Origin of the sequence: Enterobacter sp. TCD1-1, from assembly GCF_020567405.1 — a bacterium.
Lineage (GTDB): Bacteria > Pseudomonadota > Gammaproteobacteria > Enterobacterales > Enterobacteriaceae > Enterobacter > Enterobacter quasiroggenkampii.
Genome location: NZ_JAJCXF010000001.1, coordinates 511,136 through 534,832, shown reverse-complemented (window position 1 = coordinate 534,832; position 23,697 = coordinate 511,136). Strand labels below are relative to the sequence as shown.

Below are 23,697 nucleotides of genomic sequence, written 5' to 3'. Positions count from 1 at the left end.
GTCCTGTGGCGCACATCAAGTTTTTAAACTTGCATTAACTTAATTTTAACTTAAAGTATCACTTGTAGATATTTTTACTTTCGAATGAAAGATGCGAGGCAGTTATGACCTTTACCAGTGAAACCTTACCGGCGGATCACAAAGCGGCAATCCGTCAGTTGAAACGTGAGTTACGCGCGCAGATCGGTGACGTGCAGGCGGTGTTCAACAAGCTCAGCGACAGCATTGCCACCCGCGTGGCGGAAATTAACGCGCTTAAAAATAAAGGTGAATCCGTCTGGCCGGTGATCCCGTTTGCCGATGTGAAAAACGGCACGATTACCGACGCGCAGCGCGACGCCGTTAAACGCCGCGGCTGCGCGGTGATTAAAGGTCACTTCCCGCGCGAGCAGGCGCTGGCGTGGGATCAGTCGATGCTCGACTACCTCGATCTGAACAAGTTTGACGAGGTGTACAAAGGGCCAGGCGATAACTTCTTCGGCACCCTGACCGCTTCCCGTCCGGAAATTTACCCGATCTACTGGTCGCAGGCGCAGATGCAGGCGCGCCAGAGCGAAGAGATGGCGCAGGTGCAGTCGTTCCTGAACCGTTTATGGACGTTCGAGAGCAACGGCAAGCAGTGGTTTGACCCGGACGTGAGCGTGATTTATCCGGATCGTATCCGCCGCCGTCCGCCGGGAACCACCTCGAAAGGGCTCGGCGCGCATACCGACTCCGGTGCGCTGGAGCGCTGGCTGCTGCCGGCCTATCAGCAGGTCTTTGCCCGCGTGTTTGACGGCAACGTCGAGAAATACGATCCGTGGAACGCCGCGCACCGTACCGAAGTGGAAGAGTATACCGTCGATAACACCACCAAATGCTCGGTGTTCCGCACCTTCCAGGGCTGGACCGCGCTGTCGGACATGATCCCTGGCCAGGGGCTGCTGCACGTGGTGCCGATCCCGGAAGCGATGGCGTACATTCTGCTGCGTCCGCTGCTGGACGACGTGCCGGAAGACGAGCTGTGCGGCGTGGCGCCGGGGCGCGTGCTGCCGGTTTCCGAGAAGTGGCACCCGCTGCTCATCGAGGCGCTGACCAGCATTCCGGCGCTCGAAGCGGGCGATTCCGTGTGGTGGCATTGCGATGTGATCCACTCCGTCGCGCCGGTGGACAATCAGCAGGGCTGGGGCAACGTGATGTATATCCCCGCCGCACCGATGTGCGAGAAAAACCTCGCCTACGCGAAGAAGGTCAAGGAAGCGCTGGAGACCGGCGCATCGCCGGGGGATTTCCCACGCGAAGATTATGAAAAGAGCTGGCAGGACCGCTTTACCGTGAACGATCTCAACATCCACGGCAAGCGCGCGCTGGGCATGGTCTAACTGTCGTACAGCCCTTCCCGCTCGACGGCGGTGCGTCGTTTTCCCTGACGTATCCGCCGTACCGATTCTCGTACGGTCAGGGTGCCGTTAAGCAGTAACGTCCCCACCGGCGCGTCCGGGCGCATCAGCCGCTGCTGGAGTATGTGTACCGCTTCCGTCCCCAGCTCGTCGCGGGGAACATGCACGGCCGTCAGCGGCACATCCTGGATCGCCGCCAGGTTAAACCCGTCAATGCTCATCACCGAGACGTCCTGCGGCACGCGCAATCCGTGGTTTTGTAATGCGCTAATGGTGCCCGCCGCCATAAAGTCGCCGCCGACCAGAAACGCGGTTGGCAAATCCTTGCCCTGCATTTCGCTGAGCCAGGCGCTGACCACCTGTTCCGTTTCGCGCGCGCTGAAGCTGGGCACCACCAGCAGATCGCGCCTGTCGTTGAACGCCAGGTTGTGAGACTGCCACGCGTCACGGATCCCTGACAGACGCAGCTCCATGGTGTAGCGACGCAGGCACAGCACGTTCATCACCTCACGGTGCCCCATCTCGAACAGGTATTCCGCCGCCCGCTCGCCAATGGCGCGGTGATCCGGCGCAACGGCAGGCAGACGCATGTGCCGGTCGCGGCAGTTAATCAACATGCAGGGCTTACCCACGTCCACCGCCAGATCGTGGATATGCGGGTCGTCGATACCGAGAAGAATGGCGGCCTGGGTGTCCGACTCGTTCATCCGCGCCAGAAACAGCTGGGCGTCGCTGTCGTTCTCTTCCAGCGCGCAGTAGCGCAGGCGCACATCGTGGGATGCCAGGCCTTTACTCACGCTCTGGATCACGCGGTAGTAAAAGATGTCGGACCGCTCGTCGAAGGCGCGCTGAGGAGCAAAAACCACCAGGCTATTGAGCAGCAGCCGTCCCGCCGCCATGCCCTCCATCACGCCCAGCTCCCGCGCGCACGCCAGCACCTTTGCGCGCGCTTTTTCACTGGTATTCGCTTTCCCCGCCAGCACGCGCGACACGGTGCTGATCGAGAGCTGTGTGCGGGCAGCGATTTCGGTGATTTTTAGCCTTTTGTCCATTTTGTGATCTGGCTCCATTTGCGAAATGAAAAAATTTTCATAGCGTGTTTATCAGGCAATAACTGACATCAATACCATCTTGCCAGAGTGTTTACGTCAGTTATGAGAAATTTTGCACAAAATAGACTATTGCCCGCTCATTTTCTCCCTTAAGGTGAACCTGTCACACAACTTCCATACTAGTTGTATACCAACTTAAGCAGTTTAAACGGATAGAAATCAAAGGCATAAAAATTTGTGTGACACCTGAACCTCCGTCCCCTTACCGTCCGTCTTGTGGAGAGTAAAATGAGTCAGGACATCAATAACACCGTTGCGACAAGCAAAACCCGTCGCGTCATCAAGAACCTGCGCTGGTACGTGCTGGTACTGTTCTTACTTGGCGTCACCGTTAACTACATCACCCGAAACTCGCTCGGGATCCTCGCCCCGGAACTGAAAGAGAGCCTCGGGATCACCACCGAGCAATACTCCTGGATCGTCGGTGCGTTCCAGATCGCCTACACCATTTTCCAGCCCCTGTGCGGCTGGCTGATTGACGTCATTGGCCTGAAGATTGGTTTTATGGTCTGCGCCGGGATCTGGGCGCTGATGTGTATTTTCCACGCGGGCGCCGGAAGCTGGCTGCACCTGGCGATTCTGCGCTTCTTTATGGGAGCTTCCGAAGCCGCCGCTACCCCGGCGAACGCCAAAACCATTGGTGAATGGTTCCCGAAATCAGAGCGTCCCGTTGCTGCCGGCTGGGCGGGCGTAGGCTTCTCTATCGGCGCGATGCTGGCTCCGCCTATCATTTACTTCGCTCACGCCTCGTTCGGCTGGCAGGGGGCGTTCATGTTTACCGGCGTGCTGGCGCTGCTGTGGGTGATCCTGTGGTGGGCGTTCTACCATAACCCGGAGCAGCACCCGAACCTGAGCAAGGACGAGCTGGCGTTTATCAAGCAGGATAACGAACCGCCTGCCGTCAAACTGCCCTTCCTGACCGCGCTGAAAACCGTCTCGAAGAACAAACGCTTCTACGGTATCGCCATCCCGGCCTTTATGGCGGAACCGGCCTGGGCGGTGCTGAGCTTCTGGGTGCCGCTGTACCTTGCCAAAGAGCACGGCATGGATCTGAAGCAGATTGCGATGTTTGCCTGGCTGCCGTTCCTCGCCGCTGACCTCGGCAGCGTGGCGAGCGGTTACCTGACGCGTCTGTACACCCGTCTGTTCGGCTGCTCCCGCGTGAACTCTGTCGTCGCCAGCTCCGTGACGGGCGCGTTCCTGATGATCTCGCTGGCCATCGTGGCCATTACCCGCGACCCATACATCACCATCGTGCTGATCTCCATCGGCGGCTTCGGGCACCAGATCATCTCCTGCATGCTCAGCGCCCTGGTCGTGGAGTCGTTCGACAAAGGCCAGATGGCGACCGTCAACGGCATGCGCGGCTCGGCGGCGTGGATCGCCAGCTTCCTGTTCTCGCTGTTAATCGGTGTGACCGCCGACAAAATCGGCTTTAACCCGCTCTTTATCGCCATGGGCTTCTTTGACCTGATTGGCGCTCTCTTCCTGGTAGCATTTATTGCTGAACGTCGCGCCAAGCGCGCCTGATAGTGGATGTATTGCATATGAAAACCCTGAAAAACTGGACCGTTGATACGCAGTCGGCAAACCATCTGGAACTGCTGGTCGATAACCAGCACCGCCTGTGCCTGTATGTGCTGGAAGAGAATCTGTTCCGCGTGCTGATCAAACGCAAAGGCGAGCTGGCGCTGGACCGCACCTGGAGCATCGCCCCGGAACAAGACGTGCCGTGGGAAGGTCGCCGTCGTGACGATGTCAGCGGCTTCACCTGCCCGGCCTGGACGCTGACGCAGCAGGACGACACGTTAACCGTGGCAACCGAACAGCTGCGCGTCACCGTGCACCAGCCGCTGTGGCTGGAGTGGCACTACCGCAATGAGGCGGGCGAGTGGCAGCCGCTGGTCAATGACCGTCCCACCAGCGCCTACCTGCTGAACGCCCACGGCGACGGCGTGGCGCACTACCTGAGCCGCCGCAAGGACGAGCGTTTCTACGGCCTGGGTGAGAAAGCGGGCGATCTGCAGCGCAACGGTAAACGCTACGAGATGCGCAACCTCGACGCCATGGGCTACAACGCCGCCAGCACCGACCCGCTATACAAGCACATTCCGTTCACCCTTACCCGCCGCGACGACGTGAGCTACGGCCTGTTCTACGACAACCTGAGCAGCTGCTGGCTGGATCTGGGTAACGAAATCGACAACTACCACACCGCCTATCGCCGCTGGCAGGCGGAAGCGGGCGATATCGACTACTACATCTTTACCGGCAGGCGCGTGCTGGACGTCACCAAAGCCTTCGTGCGCCTCACAGGTAAGACGCTGTTCGGACCGAAATGGAGCCTGGGCTACAGCGGCTCGACCATGCACTACACCGACGCGCCGGACGCGCAGAATCAGCTGATGAACTTCATCCGCCTGTGCGAAGAACACGCCATTCCGTGCGACTCGTTCCAGCTTTCGTCTGGCTATACCTCCATCAACGGCAAGCGCTACGTCTTCAACTGGAACTATGACAAGGTGCCGCAGCCGAAGGTGATGAGCCAGGCATTCCACGACGCGGGATTGAAGTTGGCCGCAAACATCAAGCCGTGCCTGCTGCAGGATCATCCGCGCTACAGCGAAGTGGCGGAGAGCGGCCTGTTTATTCGCGATTCAGAAACCGATGCACCCGAACGCTCCAGCTTCTGGGATGACGAAGGCTCGCACCTCGACTTTACCAACCCGCAGACGGTGCAGTGGTGGCAGAACGGCGTCACCACGCAGCTGCTGGAGATGGGCATCGACTCCACCTGGAACGACAACAACGAATATGAAGTGTGGGACGGGGAAGCCCGCTGCTTTGGCTTCGGCAAGGAGATCGCCATCAAGCATATTCGCCCGGTCATGCCGCTGCTGATGATGCGCGCCTCGCTGGAAGCGCAGCAGCGCTTTGCGCCGGAAAAACGCCCGTATCTCATCTCCCGCTCCGGCTGCGCCGGGATGCAGCGCTACGTTCAGACCTGGAGCGGTGACAACCGCACCAACTGGGACACGCTGCGCTATAACATCCGCATGGGGCTGGGCATGAGCCTGTCCGGGCTGTTCAACGTCGGGCACGACGTCGGCGGGTTCTCCGGCGACAAGCCGGACGCCGAGCTGTTCGTGCGCTGGGTGCAGAACGGCGTGATGCACCCGCGCTTTACCATTCATTCGTGGAACGATGACCACACGGTGAACGAGCCGTGGATGTATCCGGGCGTCACGCCTGCCATTCGCGGCGCAATTGAGCTGCGCTACCGCCTGCTGCCGTATCTTTACACCCTGCTCTGGCAGGCGCACGCCGACGACGAGCCGATGCTGCGCCCGACCTTCCTCGACCACGAGCACGATGCGCAGACCTTCGAAGAGTGCGACGACTTCCTGCTGGGCCGCGATCTGCTGGTCGCCAGCGTCGTCGAAGCCGGGCAGCGCGAGCGCCGCGTCTGGCTGCCGGATAACGAAACGGGCTGGTATGATTTTTACACCCACGCGTGGTATGCAGGCGGGCAATCCATCGTCCTCGATGCGCCGCTGGAAAAACTGCCGCTGCTGGTGCGCGCCGGAGCCGGTCTGCCGCTGAGCGAGCGCATCACGCATGTGAGTGCCGAAAAAGATACGACCCGCGAGCTGAAGCTGTTCCCGGTGAAAGGCGTCGGCACGACTTCCGGGCTGCTGTTTGAAGACGACGGTGAAAGCTGGGGCTATCAGAACGGCAATGCGCTGTGGGTGGAATGGGAAATGGTGTGCGATGGCGCAACCATCAACCTGAAGGTGAACGCGCGGGGGGATTATCGTCCGGCGTGGAAAGCGCTGAAGGTGTCATTACCGGCGGGGGAAAAACGTACGCTGCGGGTGAACGGTGTTGAAGGGAGTGAGTGGGTGCTCTGAACATTGCCGGGTGGCGGCTTCGCCTTACCCGGCCTACAAAGTCACCCGTAGGCCCGGTAAGCGAAGCGCCACCGGGCTTTTTTTTAGCCGTCGATACCTTTGCTGCGCAGGTAATCTTCGTAGTTACCGGTGAAGTCCACCACGCGCTCTGGCGTAATTTCGATCACGCGGGTCGCCAGCGAGCTGACGAACTCACGGTCATGAGAGACGAAGATCAGGGTGCCCTGATACATCTCCAGCGCCATGTTCAGGGATTCGATCGATTCCATGTCCAGGTGGTTAGTCGGTTCGTCCATCACCAGGATATTTGGTTTTTCCATCATCAGCTTGCCGAACAGCATGCGGCCCTTCTCGCCACCGGAGAGCACTTTAGCAGGCTTTTTGATGTCGTCCTGGCTGAACAGCAGACGACCCAGAATACTGCGCACCGCCTGCTCGTCGTCGCCTTCCTGCTTCCACTGGCTCATCCAGTCAAAGACGGTCAGGTCATTTTCGAACTCGTACTCATGGTCCTGCGCGTAGTAACCAATTTGCGCGTTTTCGGACCATTTCACGGTGCCGTTGTCCGGCTGCAGTTCGCCGACCAGGGTTTTCAGCATGGTAGATTTACCCACGCCGTTGGCGCCCAGAATGGCAATCTTCTCGCCCACTTCCAGCAGCAGGTTGAAGTTTTTAAACAGCGGGCCTTCATCGAAGCCTTTGGTAAGGGCTTCCACTTCCAGCGCGTTACGGAACAGCTTCTTGTCCTGCTCGAAGCGGATGAACGGGTTCTGACGGCTGGAGGCTTTAACCTCTTCCAGCTTGATTTTATCAATCTGACGCGCACGCGAGGTTGCCTGACGGGATTTAGAGGCGTTAGCGCTGAAGCGGCTGACGAAGGACTGCAGGTCGGCAATCTGCGCTTTTTTCTTGGCGTTGTCCGCCAGCAGACGCTCGCGCGCCTGGGTGGCTGCCGTCATGTACTCGTCATAGTTGCCCGGATAGACGCGTAGCTCGCCGTAGTCCAGATCCGCCATGTGCGTACAGACCATGTTCAGGAAGTGACGGTCGTGCGAAATGATGATCATGGTGCTGTCGCGATCGTTAAGCGTCTGCTCCAGCCAGCGGATGGTGTCGATGTCCAGGTTGTTCGTCGGTTCGTCGAGCAGCAGGATGTCCGGGTTAGAGAACAGCGCCTGAGCCAGCAGCACACGCAGCTTCCAGCCTGGCGCAACTTCGCTCATCGGGCCGTAATGCTGTTCAACCGGAATACCCACGCCCAGCAGCAGCTCGCCCGCGCGCGCTTCCGCAGAGTAACCGTCCATCTCGCCGTACTGCGTTTCCAGCTCGGCCACTTTATAGCCGTCTTCTTCGCTCATCTCGGCCAGCGCATAGATGCGATCGCGCTCCTGCTTCACTTCCCACAGCTCCGCGTGCCCCATGATCACGGTGTCGAGCACGGTGAACTCTTCGAAGGCGAACTGATCCTGACGCAGCTTACCGATGCGTTCGTTCGGATCGAGCGACACGTTGCCGAGGGTCGGCTCCAGATCGCCGCCGAGGATCTTCATAAAGGTGGATTTACCGCTACCGTTGGCACCAATCAGGCCGTAACGGTTGCCGCCGCCAAATTTGACGGAAATGTTTTCGAACAGCGGCTTACTGCCAAACTGCATAGTGACGTTGCTGGTAACTAACACGGGGAGATTCCTGCGAAAAGTGTGATAAACACGGCATTATGCCACAATTCCGAATTGAGATCCCGCGTTGCAACCATCCACTAAACTTTAACAAAATCGAAAAAAATGTGATTTCGTACACATCTGAATTCCCAGTGAGCGGGAATGCACATATAATGCGCTCCCATCACAGATTCAGACTTATCAACTCATCGCCAGAATGGCTTAGATACCTCGCACAACATGAACATGAAATTAACAGCGCTTTTTGCGGCGGCGTTAGCCGTAGTAGGTTTTTGTAAGACCGCGTCTGCGGTGACGTATCCCCTGCCGACCGACGGAAGCCGTCTGGTGGGTCAAAACCAGGTGGTGACGGTTCCTGAAGGTAACTCTCAGCCGCTGGAGTATTTCGCGGCGCAGTACCAGCTGGGTCTGTCTAACATGCTGGAAGCGAACCCGGGCGTTGACCCGTACCTGCCGAAAGCAGGTACCGTGCTGAATATCCCTCAGCAGCTGATCCTGCCGGATACCGTTCATGAAGGTATCGTAATTAACAGCGCCGAAATGCGTCTGTATTACTACCCGAAAGGCACCAATACCGTGATCGTGCTGCCAATCGGTATCGGCCAGCTGGGTAAAGACACCCCGCTGAACTGGACCACCAAAGTTGAACGTAAGAAAGCGGGCCCAACCTGGACGCCAACCGCCAAAATGCACGCGGAATACATCGCTGCGGGCGAACCGCTGCCAGCCGTTGTGCCAGCAGGCCCGGATAACCCGATGGGTCTGTATGCCCTGTACATTGGCCGTCTGTATGCGATTCACGGCACCAACGCCAACTTCGGTATCGGCCTGCGCGTGAGCCACGGCTGCGTGCGTCTGCGTAATGACGACATCAAGTTCCTGTTCGAAAACGTGCCGGTCGGTACGCGCGTGCAGTTCATCAACGAACCGGTGAAAGCGACGTCTGAGCCAGACGGCAGCCGCTACATCGAAGTGCACAACCCGCTGTCCACCAGCGAAGACCAGATCAACAACAACGAAGTCGTTCCTGTTACGCTGAACAGCGCGGTACAGGCGGTAACGTCTCAGCCAGACGTTGAAACAGCGATTGTTGACCAGGCCGTTCAGAACCGTTCCGGTATGCCGGTACGTCTGAACTAATCACGTCACGCGCATTAAAAAAGCGGGCTTCGAGGCCCGCTTTTTTTTACCCGTTATTCACGATCACAATCCCGCCGTGGTCGTACCGATAGTGACAGTGGGCATACTCCAGCGGCGTGCCATCTTCCAGATAAATGACCTGCTCCACCTCCAGTACCGGATCGGTTTCCTCGCAGACCAGATGCTCTCTGTCCAGCGCGCTGGGCTTAAGCGCCCGCACCACCCGATACGAGCCCATAATTTTCAGCCCCAGGGTCTCCTGAACGTACTGAAACACCGAACCTTCAAGATGGTTTTTCGTCAGGCCCGGCACCAGATTCATCGGCATCACCGTGGAATCCAGCGACATCGGTTCGCCGTTCAGCAAACGCAGGCGAATGAAGTCGTAGATCGGCGCATCGGCGTTAATCATCAGCGACGCCTGCTCTTTTTCGTTCGGGAAGCGCAGTTCGAAATGCACCACCTGGCTCGTAACCTTACCCAGATGCGCCCAGGTTTTGGTCGCGCCAAAGTAGTCGCTGCCGGAGAGATCCCACTGCGAAAGCTGGAGGAAATTTTTGCGAATGAACGTCCCCTGGCCCTGGCGGGTGTAGACCAGCCCTTCGACGATCAGCTGACGCATCGCCTGCTGGATGGTCATCCGGCTGGTGCTGAACTCCGCCGCCAGCGCAAACTGGTCCGGGAGCGGTTCATGGGCGGCGTACTGCTGGCTGATAATGCGTTTCTTGATTTCCCGCGCTATGGTGATGTACTTCGCCGCCATCGTCCTTCCTTTCTGTTAGTTTTCTATCCCGCTGTTTTTCAAGGCCACTCGCTCGGCAATTTTGAGGAAAGGCAGGTAGAAGAATACACCAAATACGATGATTGCCAACTGCACCACCACCGCCCGCCAGTCTCCCGCCGTGGCCAGCCAGGCGCTGAGAATCGGCGGCGTGGTCCACGGGATCATCACCACGCAGCGCGACATGAATCCCAGCGTGGTACAGAGCCAGGCGAAGTAAATGCCTATCGCGGGCAGCAGCACGAATGGGATCATCAGCGGCAGGTTAAACACGATCGGCAGGCCAAAAATCACCGGCTCGTTGATATTAAACAGGCCCGGCGCCAGCGAGAGACGCGCCACCTGCTTCGCCGACTGTTGTCGGGAGAAGATAAAAATGGCGATCAGCAGCGAGATCGTGCTGCCGGTGCCGCCCACCATGCCGAACGTCGGCACGAAGATATTGTTGATGATGTGCGGAATGGGCTGACCGTTGGCGAAGGCCAGCATGTTTTCGTTGGTATTGATCAGCAGGAACGGCTCCAGCACCACGCTGTTGACCACCGACTGATGAATACCGAGCGTGAACAGGAAGTTGCCGAAGCTGTAGATGAAAATCGTCCCCGGCAGGCTGGTGTTGATCAGCCGCAGCGGCTGCTGGATGAAGGTCGTAATGAGATGGATCAGGTCCGTATGCAGCACGTTTGCCAGTATCGCCGCGAGCACTGCGAACAGGGAAAGCGTGAGAATGGTTGGGATCAGCGCGGTAAAGGATTTGCTCACCGCCGGGGGGACGTTTTCCCCGAGCGAAATGTGCAGCGCCTTCAACCGCGAGATGGCGATAAACACTTCCGTTGAGAGCAGCCCAATCAGCACCCCGGCGAAAATCCCGGTGGAGCCGATATTGGCGAAGGTCAGCACCTGCGTCACGCTGACCGCAGCGTCGCTGCCGACGGGCGTAATCTGTAAGCGCATCGGCATCATAATGATAAAACTGCTGACGGCGATAACCACTGCCGAGACCGGGTTGTCGAAATCTTTGTTGCGCGCCAGCGACCAGGCAATCATCGGGGCCAGCAGCAGCGCGGCGATGTTCAGCGTGCCGTTGATAATCGCCTCGCCCCACACCTGAAAATGCGCCAGCGTATCGCCCTTAAACATCCACGGAAACACCACGTTGTTCACCAGCACCGCCAGACCGGCGAGGATGAAAATGGGCATTACCGTAGCGAAGGCGTCGCGCAGGGAGCGCAGGTGCACCTGGTTTGCCAGGCGCGCCGAGAACTCGACAAACTTATCGACAAAGGACTGCATGTGCGGTGTGATTTTTGTTTCAGACATAGCGGCGTGTTCCCATCAATCAGTCACAAAAACGGCCCGGCAGCGTACGGCTTACATCTCGCGTCCGTTGGTATGGATAACCTGTTTTAACCACGCGTAGCTCTTCTTCGGCACGCGCCTGAGGTCTTTCAGGTCGTGGTTTTCCCGGTTGACATAGACCACGCCGTAGCGCTTACGCATGTCGCCCTGGGAGCTGAGAATGTCGATTAACCCCCAGCCGAGGTAGCCAATGACCTCTGCCCCGTCCTCGAACATCGCCGCTTTCATCGCCTCGATGTGCGCCCGGTGGTAGTCGATGCGGTAGGTGTCCTCAATCGGGTTCACCCCGTCCCAGGACTCAATTACCCCAATGCCGTTTTCAATCGGGAACACCGGCAGGCGCCAGTCGTTGTAATAGCGGGTAATGATGGTGCGAAAACCGAGCGGGTCGATCTGCCAGTTCCACTCGGTGGCTCTCAGGTAGGGGTTATTTTTCTCGCCGTGCAGCAGATAATAGTTGACCGGCGTGCCTTCCGGGATCGCATCGCTGTCCAGCGTTTTGCTGGCGTAGTAGCTGAAGGCCATATAGTCGTTTTGGGTGCGCGCCAGCAGCGCGAGATCGTCTGCGCGGTAGATATCGCCAAAGCCCTCCTGCTCCACCACCGCCATCACCGCCGGGCTGTAGCCCTGCCCGGCAAAGACGCGCAGCAAATTCTGGTTGAGGAATTCGTCATACTGCTGGGCGCAGAAGATATCGCGCGGTTTGCAGGTGGCCGGGTAGATCAGCTGGTGCGCCAGCATGCCGCCCATCAGCTGGCCCGGTTTCGTCTGGTGCAGGTATTCGGTCAGCGCCATGTGCGCCACCATCGTATGGTGCTGGAGCAGGTACAGCTCGCGCAGGGTTTTCTCGCCTTTCATATAGCCGGAAATGCGGAAGGCTTCCGGCATATGGAAAATATTCTGCTCGTTGAAGGTCAGCCAGTACTTCACGCGGTCGCCAAAGCAGTCGATCATCTTTTTGCCATAGCGGATAAAGGCGTCCATCACGCGGCGATCGATAAAGCCGTTGTACTCCTGCGCCAGCGCGAGCGGCATGTCGAAATGGTACAGGCAGATCATCGGCTCGATGCCGCGGGCGATCAGATCGTCAATAAAGCGGTCGTAAAATGCGATGCCTTCGTCGTTAAACGGGCCGTCGCCCTGCGGGCAGACGCGGCTCCAGGAGATCTGGAAGCGGTAGCAGTTCATGCCCAGATCCTGCATCAGGTCGAAATCTTCCCGGTAGCGGTGGTAGGAGTCGGTCGCCACTTTCCAGTCGGAGACGTTCTCCCCGGCTTCACGAATGTCATACACCGACATCCCCTTCCCGCCTTCGTTCCAGGCCCCTTCCGTCTGCATGCTGGAGACCGAGTTGCCCCATAAAAAGTTGGCCGGCAGCTGATTGTTCATGTTCTCTCCCTATATGACTAGTCATTTAAAATTTCATGACTAGTCATATAGGCGAAGATGTAAAAACGATCAAAGAGGAGGATCGTTTTTTGTGAGGCATGTTGGAAAGAAGAAGCCGGGCAGGAAAATGGATCGCGCAAATCCTTTTCCTGAGGCCGGAGCGTTAGCCTATGCAAAATCACATTTCCCAATCGTGCCACTGGCTGGCCTCATAAAATCATTATTAACTTAATGAGCATGAACCCAGGCCCTGGCCGGAAAATAAAAATCTCAACTTTATCAAATGGAAAATGACGCACATGAAGATATCTACTAGCCGTATCGCATTCGCTCTTAGCTTAGCGTTGTCATGCTCAATGACTCACGCGGCAACGGTGTATACGGGTGATAAGGTGCAGGGAGTACCTGTTATCTCGACTCTGGATGTAGCTGACCTGACAGCAGGACAACATCGCTTCATGTTCGAGGGGGTTGAGACAGGAACGGGACAGCGCTGGTATGTCCCCATCATGGTGGCAAAAGGAAAAACGGACGGGAAGAAAGTTCTGCTGCAGGCGGGCGTCCACGGGGATGAGCTAAATGGGGTTCGCATCGTCCAAAAAGTAATGGAACAACTGGACCCCGCCAAAATGAAAGGAAGCGTTATTGGTATTATTGGCCCAAACCGTTCTGGTCTTGAAAGGGTTTCCCGGACATGGTCTGTTTCAACCGATGGTGGTGAGACGATCGACTACAACCGCGTACATCCAGGAAAAGAAACGGGTAACTCTGCTGAGCGTCAGGCATGGATGATGTGGAATAAGGTTTACAAGGGAAATGTAGACCTGGCGATTGACTATCACACCCAGTCTACCGGAACGGCTTATCCGCTGTTCATTTATGCCGACTACCGCAATGCGGATGCCCGGACGATTGCAGAACTTTTTCCGGCCGATCAAATTAAGAAAGATCCCGGCGAAGCCGGCTCAATGGAGACAACCTTTATTCAAAATGGTATCCCGGCGATAACGGCCGAGACGGGAGAACCGAGGATTTACCAGCAGGATATGATTGCCCGGGGCTTAGAGGGTGCCCTCAATGTACTGATCCACTACAAGGTTATTGAAGGCAAAATCGGCGCAACCGCCAGCAGCAATAAAACGTATATTGGTAATGCTATCAGTTCAATACGTGCAACCACAGGTGGGTTTGCGGAAGTTTTCGTTAAACCCGGCGACACGGTAAAAGCAGGACAAGAGGTCGCCCTGCAGCGAAATGCGTTCGGTGATGTTGTCGCGAAGTATTCAGCAGAACGGGACGGCAAAGTACTGTCAATTGGAACAGATGTAGTTAGAGAACCCCGAGCCCTGCTGGTAAGAGTCCTTGAGCAAAATCCAGCGGCAACCTGCAAAGACGGTTGCTGATTGCCGCCACGGCCCATCGTTAAATCGGCAAAAGCATGCTTAATGAAATAAACAGCTTTTGCCGACTGCTGCAACGAGGGGCAAACAAATTAAAAAATTACCTGATGCGGAATGTTACTGCTGCGCGAGCTGATTACGGCGATACTCACCCTGCCGCTCCAGCATCCAGCCAGGATATTCCCGCGGCAGCGCGCTCACCGCATCCAGCTGTTTAAGCTCGTCTTCGCTGAGACGGATCCCGGTGGCGGCAATGTTGTCGTCCAGCTGTTCAACGCGTTTCGCGCCAATGATGACGCTGGTCACCGCTTTCTGGTGCAGCAACCACGCCAGCGCGATTTGCGCGACGGAGACACCCTTGCTTTCGGCGATAGTGCGCATCACGTCCACGCAGTCGAAGGCGCGATCTTTGTTCACCGGCGGGAAATCAAACTCCAGACGACGACCACCGGCTTCGCTCTGCCCGTCGCGGCCATATTTTCCGCTCAGCAGGCCGCCCGCCAGCGGGCTCCAGACCATCAGCCCGACGCCTTCGCTCTGCATCATCGGCACCAGCTCGCGCTCAAGATCGCGTCCGGCGATGGTGTAATACGCCTGGAGGGATGCGAAACGCGCCAGCCCGAGACGCTCGGAAATGCCCAGCGCTTTGGCAATCTGCCACGCCGCCCAGTTCGAGACGCCGATATAGCGCACGTGGCCGTGCTGCACCAGGTTATCCAGCGCATACAGCGTCTCTTCAATCGGCGTGGCCGGGTCGAAGCCGTGCAGCTGATAGAGATCGATATGATCGAGCTGCAGGCGGCGCAGGCTCTCCTTCACGCTGCTGATGATGTGATAGCGCGAGCTGCCGCGCGAGTTCACCCCTGCCGTTCCGGTTTCGCCGAACACTTTGGTCGCGACGACCACGTTCTCGCGGGGGATTTTCAGGTTTTTCAGCGCCTGGCCGGTGATCTCCTCCGAACGCCCTTCCGAGTAAACGTCCGCGGTATCGATAAAGTTGATCCCGGCATCCAGCGCGCGGCCCAGCAGCTGTTCTGCTTCGCTTTGCTGGAGCTGACCAATCTTGCCCCACATGCCGCCTTCACCGCCGAAGGTCATGGTGCCGAGGCACAGTTCAGAAACGAACAGACCGGTGTTGCCCAGTTTTTGATAACGCATAAGATAATCCTCGCATGTCGTTTAAGGGGTACCCGATAGTTATACCCGCCCCTCAGCCATCGCGAATGTGGCGTTCCTGTCCGTTTCTTGCCCAATCCTCTGAAAATTTATCCGCGCGGGGCGTCGCCAAAGACGCTGTAGTCCGGTAATTGCACCTGCTGATACGGCTCCCAGCCGCCGCCGAGCGCCTTGTAGAGCGCCACCAGATCGAGCGCGCTTTGCACCTGCGCCTGCGCGCGCTGCTGCTCGGCCTGGGCCAGCTGCCGCTGGGCGTCCAGCACGTCAATGAAGCTGGCGATCCCCTGACGATAGCTGTCGCTCGCCAGGTCAAAGGCGTTTTGCAGGGCGTCGATCGTTTTTGCGAGACCCGCTTCACGCTGCTGGTCTGTGCGATAGCTCACCAGCGCATTTTCGACATCGCCAAGCGCGGTGAGCACCGTCTGACGATAGTCCAGCACCGCCGCCCCCTGCTGCGCGCGCGCCACCTTCACGCTGGAGACCAGCCGACCGCCCTGGAAGATGGGAATGGAGACCTGCGGGCCAAAGCTGTAGAAGTGGCTGCTCCAGTCGGTCAGCCAGTTGGTTTCGCTGTTGCGCAGGCCAAACTGCCCGGAGAGGGTAAAGCTCGGGAACAACTCCGCCACCGAGACGCCGATTTGCGCCGTGGCGGCATGAAGATTCGCCTCCGCTTCACGCACGTCCGGACGGCGGCGTGCCAGCGTCGACGGAATGCCGGTCTGCACGATATCCGGCAGCGCGGGCATCGGCTGCACGCTTTGTAATTCCGCATCGAGCGCCCCCGGCGGCTTGCCCAGGAGGATTGCCAGGCCATTCATCGCCTGACGCGCCTGCGCCTGGTACTGCGGCAGCTGCGCCTCCAGGTTACCCAGCTGTGCACGCGCATTCTCCACGTCCATCTGCGGCGACAGCCCGCCGCGCTGGCGGCTCTCGGTCAGATCCAGCGTCTGCTGCGCGCTTTTAATCTGGGTGTTCAGCGTGGCGATAACGCTCTGCGCCCCGCGCAGCTGGAGCCACGCGCGCGCCACTTCCGCCTCCAGCGACACCAGCGCGTCGTTACGCTGCTCGATAGCCGCTTTCTGCTGCGCTTCGGCGGCTTCCACCTGTCGACGCACCTTACCCCACAGGTCAATTTCCCACTGGGCGTCGAAGCTGCCCTGGTAGAGGTTGATCGGCTGCGTTAGCGGTCCCAGCGCGCCCTTGAGAGCGGGATCGATGCTATCCACCTGGTCATACACGCCGTGGGATTTCAGCTCCCCTTCCAGCCCGAGCTGCTGGCGCGTCGCCTGCAGATTGCCGTTCACCGACGGATAAAATGCCCCGCCCGCCTGGTTAATCTGTTCGCGCGCGCCGGCGATGCGCAGCACCGTCTGCTGCAGCGTCAGGTTCCCGGCGATGGCGCGTTCCACCAGGCTGTCGAGCTGTGACGAGCCGAAGGTCTTCCACCAGCGCGGGTTGGTCGCGGCGGAGGTCGTCTGCGATTTTACCGCGCTGTCGCCCTTATCGTTCCAGTGCGTAACGGCAGGCGGCGCGGGCGGCTGATAGTCCGGCCCGACGGCGCAACCTGCCAGCAGCATCATTATCATCAGGGGGTGTAAACGTCTGTGTATCATCAATGTGCTCCTGCACTCCCCTCGCTCTTAACCGGCGAGAGCAACAAACAAAACGGAATCAATAGCAAGGCCACGGCGCTCAGGATGGTGAAGACGTCGATGTAGGCCAAAAAGCGCGACTGCTCGATCATGGTCTGATACAGGCGTCCGGTGGCGATGCCGGTGGGGTCTCCCACCTGGGTCGTGAAGTTCTGGATCGCCTGGGCGCTTTCGCGTATCGCCTGCTGGAACTGCTCGTTAAACGGCGAGGCGTGGTACGCCAGATGCGCGCTGTGCGCCTGGGATCGTTCGGTGATGGCCGCCGTCGACAGCGAGATCCCGACCGAGCCCGCGACGTTACGGAACATGGTGAACAGCGCAGCCGCATCGGCATTCAGCCGTCTTGGAATCGAAATAAAGGCAATGGTGGTCAGGGGCACAAACAGGAACCCCAGCCCCAGCGACTGGGCGCTGCGGAACAGCACCAGCGTCTCGAAGTCGATATCCGGGGTCAGCGTGCGCGACCAGAAGAACGACACCGCCAGACAGGTAAAGCCAAAGGCAATAATCCAGCGCGTCTGTACCACCGGCATCAGCTTCAGCACCAGCGGAATGGTCAGCACAATCAGCACCGCCCCGGGCGACAGCACCAGCCCTGACCAGGTGGCGGTATAGCCCAGGTCCTGCTGCGCCAGCTGCGGGATCACCACGGAACTGCCGTACAAAATCATCGCCATCCCCGCCATCAGCAGGCTGGAGATGGCAAAGTTGCGGTCCTTCATGCAGTGCAGATCCACCACCGGTTTTCTGGCATACACCAGCCAGTAAATGGCACCGATAATGCCGATAAGCGTTAACACCGCGAAGGTACGAATAAAGTTCGAGTAGAACCAGTCCTCATCTTCCCCCCGGTCAAGCATCACCTGCAGGCAGCCCAGCCCCAGGGCAATCAGGCCGATCCCCGTCCAGTCGATAGTCAGCTTCTCTTTTGACTTGCTCTCCCACGGCGGATCTTCCAGCAACTGGTAGATCGCCAGCACCGTGACAATCCCCACCGGGATGTTGATAAAGAACACCCAGCGCCAGGAGTAGTTGTCGGTGATCCAGCCCCCCAGCGTCGGGCCGAGGACCGGTGCAACAATAATCGCGATGGACGAGAGCCCAAAGGCTTTGCCCCTGTCCTCCGGCTTGAAGTAGTCGAGCAGTACCGACTGCTGCGTGGGCTGTAGTCCGCCGCCAAAAAAGCCCTGCATCACGCGGAACAGGATGATCTGCCACAGCTCGGTGGCGATGCCGCAGAGGAACGAGCAGACGGTGAACATGACGATGCAGATCAGGAAGAACTGCTTGCGGCCGAAGACGCGGCTCAGAAACGCCGAGATGGGCAGCACGATGCCGTTCGCGACCAGGTAGCTGGTTAACACCCAGGTGGATTCGTCGTAACTGGACGAGAGCGAGCCTGCCACGTGAGGCAGCGCCACGTTGACGATAGTGGTGTCCAGAATTTCCATAAACACCGCCAGGGTGACGACAATCGCCACCGCCCACGGGTTGCTGGCGGGCTTCCAGCTGTCGTGGCTGTGATCCGTCATTCCACCGTCACCTTCGGCGCAACCGACAGCCCCAGCGGCAGCGGTTTGTTCGGATCGAGCCCCTTATCAATCACGATTTTGACCGGCACGCGCTGCACAATTTTGACAAAGTTACCGGTGGCATTTTCTGCCGGGAAGGCGGAGAAGCGCGAGCCGCTGCCCTGCTGGATACTGTCAACATGGCCCTCAAGCGCCATATCCGGCCACGCGTCGACGGACACGGTGACCTTATCGCCGGGCTTCATGCGCTCAAGCTGGGACTCTTTGAAGTTCGCCACCACCCACACGTTCGGCGAAACCAGGGAGAACAGCGCCGTACCCGCCTGCACCAGCGTGCCGGGCTGCACGTTGCGTTTGGTGACAAACCCGTCGAACGGGGCGCGGACTTCGGTGTAAGAGAGGTTCAGATTGGCCGTTTCCAGCTGCGCTTTCGCCTGATCGACCTGACGCTCGCGCGCTTCAACGTTGGTTTCCTGCTGGCGGATTTGCAGCTGGACCTGCTCTGCCACCTCCAGCTGCGCCTGGGCGCTGGCCAGCCCCGCCTGCGCGCTGCGCAGCTGAGCGTTCGCGGAATCAATGCTTTGCTGGGTAGTTGCCCGCGGGTCGACGCCGCGCTGGCGACGGTACTCCGCCTGCGCGTTCGCCAGATCGGCCTGCGCTTTCAGCACCTGCGCTTTGGCTTCGTCACGCTGGGCGGGATACTGCACTTTTGAGAGCGCCAGCTGCGCCTGAGCCTGATGCAGCTGCGCGATGGCCAGCCCAAGCTGGGCCTGAGCCTGATCGCGCTGCGCGGTGGTATCACGCGGATCGATGACCACCAGCAGATCGCCCTTTTTCACGCGCTGGTTATCGCGCACCCGCAGCTCGGTGACGTAGCCTGCCGTTTTCGGGGCAATCGTCACCACGTCGCCGTCGGTAAAGGCGTCGTCAGTCGTCTCTTCGTTACGGGTTAAAAACCACCAGACCAGCGCCACGACAACCATCACCACCACGACAATGCCGAGGATAATTAACGGTTTTTTGCCCGGGCGCTTACGCTCATTATTATTTTTGTCCTGCTCGTCAGCAGGCTTATTTTGATCTTCAGCCATAGTTCAGCAACGGTCCTGTCAGTGAGCGGCATCACACTATGCCGTTCACTAAAGCTAGGACGTTGCTATACGTTTGCCAGGAAAAACTGACAAATTGCGCACTATATGAGAAGGAATATTCCGAAACCGATTGCCGCGGCCCAAACCAGCATCGGTATCGACCAGAGATGGAAGCGCCACCAGATACGACGGTCGTTGGCCATGCGCAGGGCAATCAGGTTGGCCAGCGAGCCGGGCAACAGCCCAAACCCGCCGATATTCACCGCCCAGGCCAGCAGCGTGTCCGGCGGAACATAGTTGAGCAGCAGAATGGTGGACGGCACGTTGCTGATAAACTGCGACAGGCCAATCGCCGTCAGCCACAGTCCCGGCTGAGACAGCGTGCTGACGCTGTGCAGCACGTTCTGCAGCACCGGAAGCTGGATGAGAAGATGCACATCAATAAACATCACCATAAAGACCAGCAGCAGGGTCCAGTCCACGCTGACCAGCACGCGCCGCGCCAGGACGACAAAGCCTGCGGCGACCAGCAGGACACCCGCCAGCTCATACTTCAGCTCCAGCGCGAACAGAAAGACGATGTATAACCCGAGACAGCTCCAGACCAGACGCGGCTGCCACTGCGGGCCCGTGGTGCCGCTGTGGTATTGCAGTTTTTTATCCGGAAACGCAAACCAGCACACCGCCATCAGCGACAGCATCATCACCAGCGCCAGCGGCGCCATCTGCCAGGTAAAGGCGGCGAACGACAGCCCGGAACGTCCCCAGAGGAGGATATTTTGCGGGTTGCCGATAGGCGTTAACAGAGAACCGGCGTTAACGGCGAGCGCTTCAAAGATGATCAGCCGGCTGACCGGTATCTCGCAAAGCTTACGCAGAGTGAGCGTGAGGGGCACGATGATAAACAGCGCCACGTCGTTGGTCAGAAACGTCGACAGCACCGCGGCGGAGAACACCATAAACAGGGACAGCCTGCGCTCGGTGGCAAAGCGGCGCACCATTTTACGGCCCAGCACGTCAAAATAGCCGCTCAGCTCGACCCCTTTGGTGAGCATCATCAGGCCGCTCAGGGTAATGATGGTGCGCCAGTCAATGGCAGCGGGCCAGGCCTGCGGCGCAAACGGCACAAAGAGGCTTAACCCTGCGCCAATGAGTAATAAGAGATGGAAGAAACGATCGCGTGCCAGGGCCTGCAGTCCAGGGATTTTCATTCAGCGGAGGGACCATATTTAAGCGTAAACTCACGAAACTTCACCAGCGTCTCTTCGCTGACGTGGTGTTCCATTCCTTCCGCATCCCGGCGGGCAATCTCCGGGCTGACGCCCAGCACCAGTAAAAAATTCTCGACAAGCTGGTGGCGCTCGCGGCTCTCCTGCGCGAGTTTCTCCCCTTCTGGTGTCAGAAAGACCCCGCGCCAGGGGATCATTTCGATTAGGCCCACGGAGGCGAGACGTTTTAACATTTTTGCGACAGTTGGCTGCGATACCCCCAGCCTGGCGGCCATATCGACCTGACGCGCTTCCCCGACCTCACGAATCAGATCGGAAATGAGTTCAACATAATCATCAATCAGTTCACGCCGGTGCGCTTCACGGACCTGGCGAAAACCTTCGACATGCTCTTCAACATTCACCAGTTGCGTCGTTTTTTTAATGGTTGGCTTACCTGCGCGACGGTTCATTGTACTTCCTCAGTGGGGTGACGCTTCCAGCGCCCGGTATCGAGAGCGCACATTGTAAACCATCCCTCCACAAGCACAAAAAATTAACGAAATAGCCATAGCTATACAATATAGCCTGTGCTATATCTGTATGTAATGCAGTCACCCTTCACGGATCGAAGGGATCAAAAATCAGGAGGTCTTATGAACGAATTCAAGAGGTGCATGACCGTGTTTACCCACTCACCCTTTAAAGTGCGCTTAATGCTGCTGAACATGCTGTGCGATATGTTTAACGGCAAACCGCATCAGGATGACAAACCTTCCCACTAAGCGGCGTCGCGGTACGCCGCTTCATTTCCCCGTCACATTTTCGCTATAAACTGGCTTCCAGCCGCCCTATTCCCGATCTTTTTTACGGATTTGCAATCCCCTTCGCAAAACATCTGCTTAGCAAGTGTTGATATTATTTAGCGCTCGCACTATCTTCTTGCAGCCCTGCACAATTTGCGGCTCGCTGAAGCGGACCCTCATTCCCTCTCCACGCACTGTCAGGCAGGTTATGACCCTTGACGCCAGGGTGAGCACATGGCGTTTTCATCCATGATAGTGACCTATGAATTTAACCCTGATAGATACCGTTGTGACCCGCAGCCGGGCCTTAAGCCCGTGGACGGGGTTTTACTTTTTGCAGTCATTACTGATTAACTTTGCGCTCGGTTATCCCTTTAGTCTGCTCTACGCGGTGGCCTTCACCTGCATTCTGCATGTGCTGTGGCGAGCCGCGCCGCGCGCGCAAAAAGCATTAATCGGCATCTGTTCGCTGGTTGCGGCACTCTATTTTCCGTTTGGTCAGGCGTACGGCTCGCCAAACTTTAATACCCTGCTGGCGCTGCATTCGACCAATATGGAAGAGTCGACGGAGATCCTGACGATCTTCCCGTGGTACAGCTACGTGGTCGGGCTCTTTATCTTCGCGTTGGGCGTTATCGCCATCCGTCGTCAGCCGGGCGAGAAAAAATCCTGGGGTAAGATCGACATACTCTGTCTGGTATTCAGCGTTGCCGTGGCGTTTGTCGCCCCCATCCAGAATATTCCCTGGGACGGTAAGCTAAGACTTATTAACATCGGCTATCCGGTTTTCCGCTTCGTGAAAGACGTCGTTGTAAATAATAAAGAGGTTCTCGACGAACAGGCCCGCATGGCTGAGCTTTCCAATATGAAAGACACCTGGAACGTGCTGGCCGTTAAGCCGAAATATCACACCTATGTGGTGGTGATTGGCGAAAGCGCGCGTCGCGATGCAATGGGGGCGTTTGGCGGCCACTGGGATAACACCCCGTTTGCCAGTTCGGTCAAAGGCACCCTGTTTACCGATTATGTCGCGGCCAGTGGCTCAACGCAGAAATCGCTCGGCCTGACCCTTAATCGGGTGGTGGATGGCAAACCGCAGTATCAGGATAATTTCGTCACCCTGGCAAACCGCGCAGGTTTTCAGACGTGGTGGTTCTCGAATCAGGGGCAAATTGGCGAATACGATACGGCGATTGCCAGCATCGCCAAACGGGCTGACGAAGTGCAGTTCCTGAAAAATGGCGACTTTGAAGCCGACAAAAATACCAAAGACGAAGCGCTGCTGAAAATGACGGCGCAGGTCTTCGCGACCCCGCGCACCCAGCCTCAGCTGATCGTCCTGCACCTGATGGGATCGCACCCGCAGGCCTGCGATCGGACCGGCGGAAAATACGCGGAGTTCGTGCAGTCCAAAGAGACCTCCTGCTATCTCTACACCATGACGCAAACCGACGACCTGCTGAGCAAGCTCTACGATCAGCTGCGCAATACGGGCGACAGCTTCTCCCTGGTCTATTTCTCGGATCACGGGCTGGCGTTTAAGGAGCGCGGGAAAGAGGTGCAGTACCTGGCGCACGATGACAAGTTCCAGCAGAACTTCCAGGTGCCGTTTATGGTGCTGTCGAGTGACGATAAAACGCATCGCGTCATTAAAGCGCGTCGTTCAGCGAATGATTTCCTGCAGTTTTTCTCGCAGTGGACGGGGATTACCGCCGGGCAGATAAAAAACGCTTACCCGTTTGTCTCTAACAAGAAAGCTCCCCAAGTGTACGTTACCAACTTCAAGTTACAGAAAGTTGACTACAACCATCTGGGTACGGATATTTTTGATATTAAGAGTAAGTAGCGGTCTGATGCCCTCACCCTGGTCCTCTCCTACAGGGCTGAGGCCTGCACGGACGACTCCCTCTCACTTGAGGGAGAGGGATGGGATGAGGGGGAACATACGGCTCTGGTGGTCATTCCGTTCACTTTATGTTCCTTGCTACTCTGTAACGACATCACCGGTGAACGTGCCAGGGTGGCTCAGTCGCCACCACCCTGGCGACCCGGGCTCCCGGCGGTAAATCGCCGCTTCGC

At 57.9% G+C, this 23,697-nt stretch carries 18 protein-coding genes; 7 read left to right on the top strand and 11 right to left on the bottom strand.

Annotated features, from left to right (window positions below; genetic code table 11):
• Positions 1–104: 104 nt before the first annotated feature.
• Positions 105–1,361 (top strand): DUF1479 domain-containing protein, encoded by a 1,257-nt coding sequence (locus LJA86_RS02585; protein ID WP_229225563.1) that lies wholly within the window; start codon positions 105–107, stop codon positions 1,359–1,361.
• Here the strand turns inward: LJA86_RS02585 and LJA86_RS02580 are convergent.
• Positions 1,358–2,431 carry a LacI family DNA-binding transcriptional regulator gene (locus tag LJA86_RS02580; protein WP_229225561.1) on the bottom strand — a complete coding sequence of 358 codons (1,074 nt, stop codon included), beginning with the start codon at positions 2,429–2,431 and terminating at the stop codon, positions 1,358–1,360. The two genes, LJA86_RS02585 and LJA86_RS02580, sit on opposite strands and share 4 nt — an antisense overlap.
• Before the next feature lie 288 nt (positions 2,432–2,719).
• On the opposite strand from LJA86_RS02580, the gene LJA86_RS02575 reads away from it, so the two are divergent.
• Positions 2,720–4,021: an MFS transporter gene (locus LJA86_RS02575; protein ID WP_045909413.1), complete on the top strand. Its 1,302-nt coding sequence runs from the start codon at positions 2,720–2,722 to the stop codon at positions 4,019–4,021.
• A 17-nt stretch (positions 4,022–4,038) separates the two neighbouring features.
• Positions 4,039–6,402, top strand: a complete 2,364-nt coding sequence (locus LJA86_RS02570; RefSeq protein ID WP_229225559.1) for a TIM-barrel domain-containing protein — start codon at positions 4,039–4,041, stop codon at positions 6,400–6,402.
• 83 nt (positions 6,403–6,485) lie between these two features.
• On the opposite strand, the gene LJA86_RS02565 is transcribed toward LJA86_RS02570, so the two are convergent.
• A complete protein-coding gene (locus tag LJA86_RS02565; protein ID WP_032656351.1) occupies positions 6,486–8,081 on the bottom strand; it encodes an ABC-F family ATPase in 1,596 nt (531 codons plus the stop codon).
• A gap of 222 nt (positions 8,082–8,303) precedes the next feature.
• On the opposite strand from LJA86_RS02565, the gene ldtB reads away from it, so the two are divergent.
• Complete coding sequence (ldtB, locus tag LJA86_RS02560; protein WP_032649383.1) at positions 8,304–9,224, top strand: L,D-transpeptidase; 921 nt, start codon at positions 8,304–8,306, stop codon at positions 9,222–9,224.
• Between the two features lie 46 nt (positions 9,225–9,270).
• Here the strand turns inward: ldtB and LJA86_RS02555 are convergent, their stop codons facing one another.
• From LJA86_RS02555 to LJA86_RS02545, 3 genes are read right to left on the bottom strand one after another with little or no spacing between them, the layout of a single operon-like run.
• Complete coding sequence (locus LJA86_RS02555) at positions 9,271–9,987, bottom strand: GntR family transcriptional regulator (RefSeq protein WP_229225557.1); 717 nt, start codon at positions 9,985–9,987, stop codon at positions 9,271–9,273.
• A gap of 15 nt (positions 9,988–10,002) precedes the next feature.
• Entirely contained in the window at positions 10,003–11,325 is a 1,323-nt protein-coding gene (locus tag LJA86_RS02550) for a PTS sugar transporter subunit IIC (protein WP_196346025.1), read from the bottom strand.
• Between the two features lie 51 nt (positions 11,326–11,376).
• On the bottom strand, positions 11,377–12,753 hold the full coding sequence (locus LJA86_RS02545; RefSeq protein ID WP_229225555.1) for a glycoside hydrolase family 1 protein: 1,377 nt from the start codon (positions 12,751–12,753) through the stop codon (positions 11,377–11,379).
• A 299-nt stretch (positions 12,754–13,052) separates the two neighbouring features.
• Here LJA86_RS02545 and LJA86_RS02540 point away from each other — a divergent pair, with 299 nt between their 5' ends.
• Entirely contained in the window at positions 13,053–14,156 is a 1,104-nt protein-coding gene (locus tag LJA86_RS02540) for a succinylglutamate desuccinylase/aspartoacylase family protein (protein WP_229225553.1), read from the top strand.
• A 114-nt stretch (positions 14,157–14,270) separates the two neighbouring features.
• Here LJA86_RS02540 and LJA86_RS02535 read toward each other — a convergent pair whose 3' ends face one another.
• From LJA86_RS02535 to mntR, 6 genes are all read right to left on the bottom strand, one after another.
• Positions 14,271–15,311, bottom strand: coding sequence for an aldo/keto reductase (locus tag LJA86_RS02535; protein ID WP_229225552.1), 1,041 nt, complete (start codon positions 15,309–15,311; stop codon positions 14,271–14,273).
• Between the two features lie 107 nt (positions 15,312–15,418).
• Positions 15,419–16,942 carry an efflux transporter outer membrane subunit gene (locus LJA86_RS02530; RefSeq protein WP_069719563.1) on the bottom strand — a complete coding sequence of 508 codons (1,524 nt, stop codon included), beginning with the start codon at positions 16,940–16,942 and terminating at the stop codon, positions 15,419–15,421.
• Complete coding sequence (locus LJA86_RS02525; RefSeq protein ID WP_048027030.1) at positions 16,942–18,513, bottom strand: DHA2 family efflux MFS transporter permease subunit; 1,572 nt, start codon at positions 18,511–18,513, stop codon at positions 16,942–16,944. Before LJA86_RS02525 ends, LJA86_RS02530 begins: the two co-directional genes overlap by 1 nt.
• The gene (locus tag LJA86_RS02520) at positions 18,510–19,604 is read right to left on the bottom strand and encodes an HlyD family secretion protein (RefSeq protein ID WP_048222160.1); all 1,095 of its coding nucleotides are present in this window, start codon (positions 19,602–19,604) and stop codon (positions 18,510–18,512) included. The genes LJA86_RS02525 and LJA86_RS02520 overlap by 4 nt, the downstream gene beginning before the upstream one ends.
• A gap of 101 nt (positions 19,605–19,705) precedes the next feature.
• Complete coding sequence (locus LJA86_RS02515) at positions 19,706–20,815, bottom strand: anion transporter (RefSeq protein WP_032674423.1); 1,110 nt, start codon at positions 20,813–20,815, stop codon at positions 19,706–19,708.
• The gene (mntR, locus tag LJA86_RS02510; RefSeq protein ID WP_008501176.1) at positions 20,812–21,285 is read right to left on the bottom strand and encodes a manganese-binding transcriptional regulator MntR; all 474 of its coding nucleotides are present in this window, start codon (positions 21,283–21,285) and stop codon (positions 20,812–20,814) included. Before mntR ends, LJA86_RS02515 begins: the two co-directional genes overlap by 4 nt.
• A gap of 183 nt (positions 21,286–21,468) precedes the next feature.
• Between mntR and mntS the strand changes: the two genes are divergently transcribed.
• Together mntS and LJA86_RS02500 are read left to right on the top strand one after the other, a co-directional pair.
• Positions 21,469–21,597 carry a manganase accumulation protein MntS gene (gene mntS, locus LJA86_RS02505; protein ID WP_008501175.1) on the top strand — a complete coding sequence of 43 codons (129 nt, stop codon included), beginning with the start codon at positions 21,469–21,471 and terminating at the stop codon, positions 21,595–21,597.
• 283 nt (positions 21,598–21,880) lie between these two features.
• The gene (locus LJA86_RS02500) at positions 21,881–23,464 is read left to right on the top strand and encodes a phosphoethanolamine transferase (protein WP_063621229.1); all 1,584 of its coding nucleotides are present in this window, start codon (positions 21,881–21,883) and stop codon (positions 23,462–23,464) included.
• Positions 23,465–23,697: the final 233 nt, after the last annotated feature.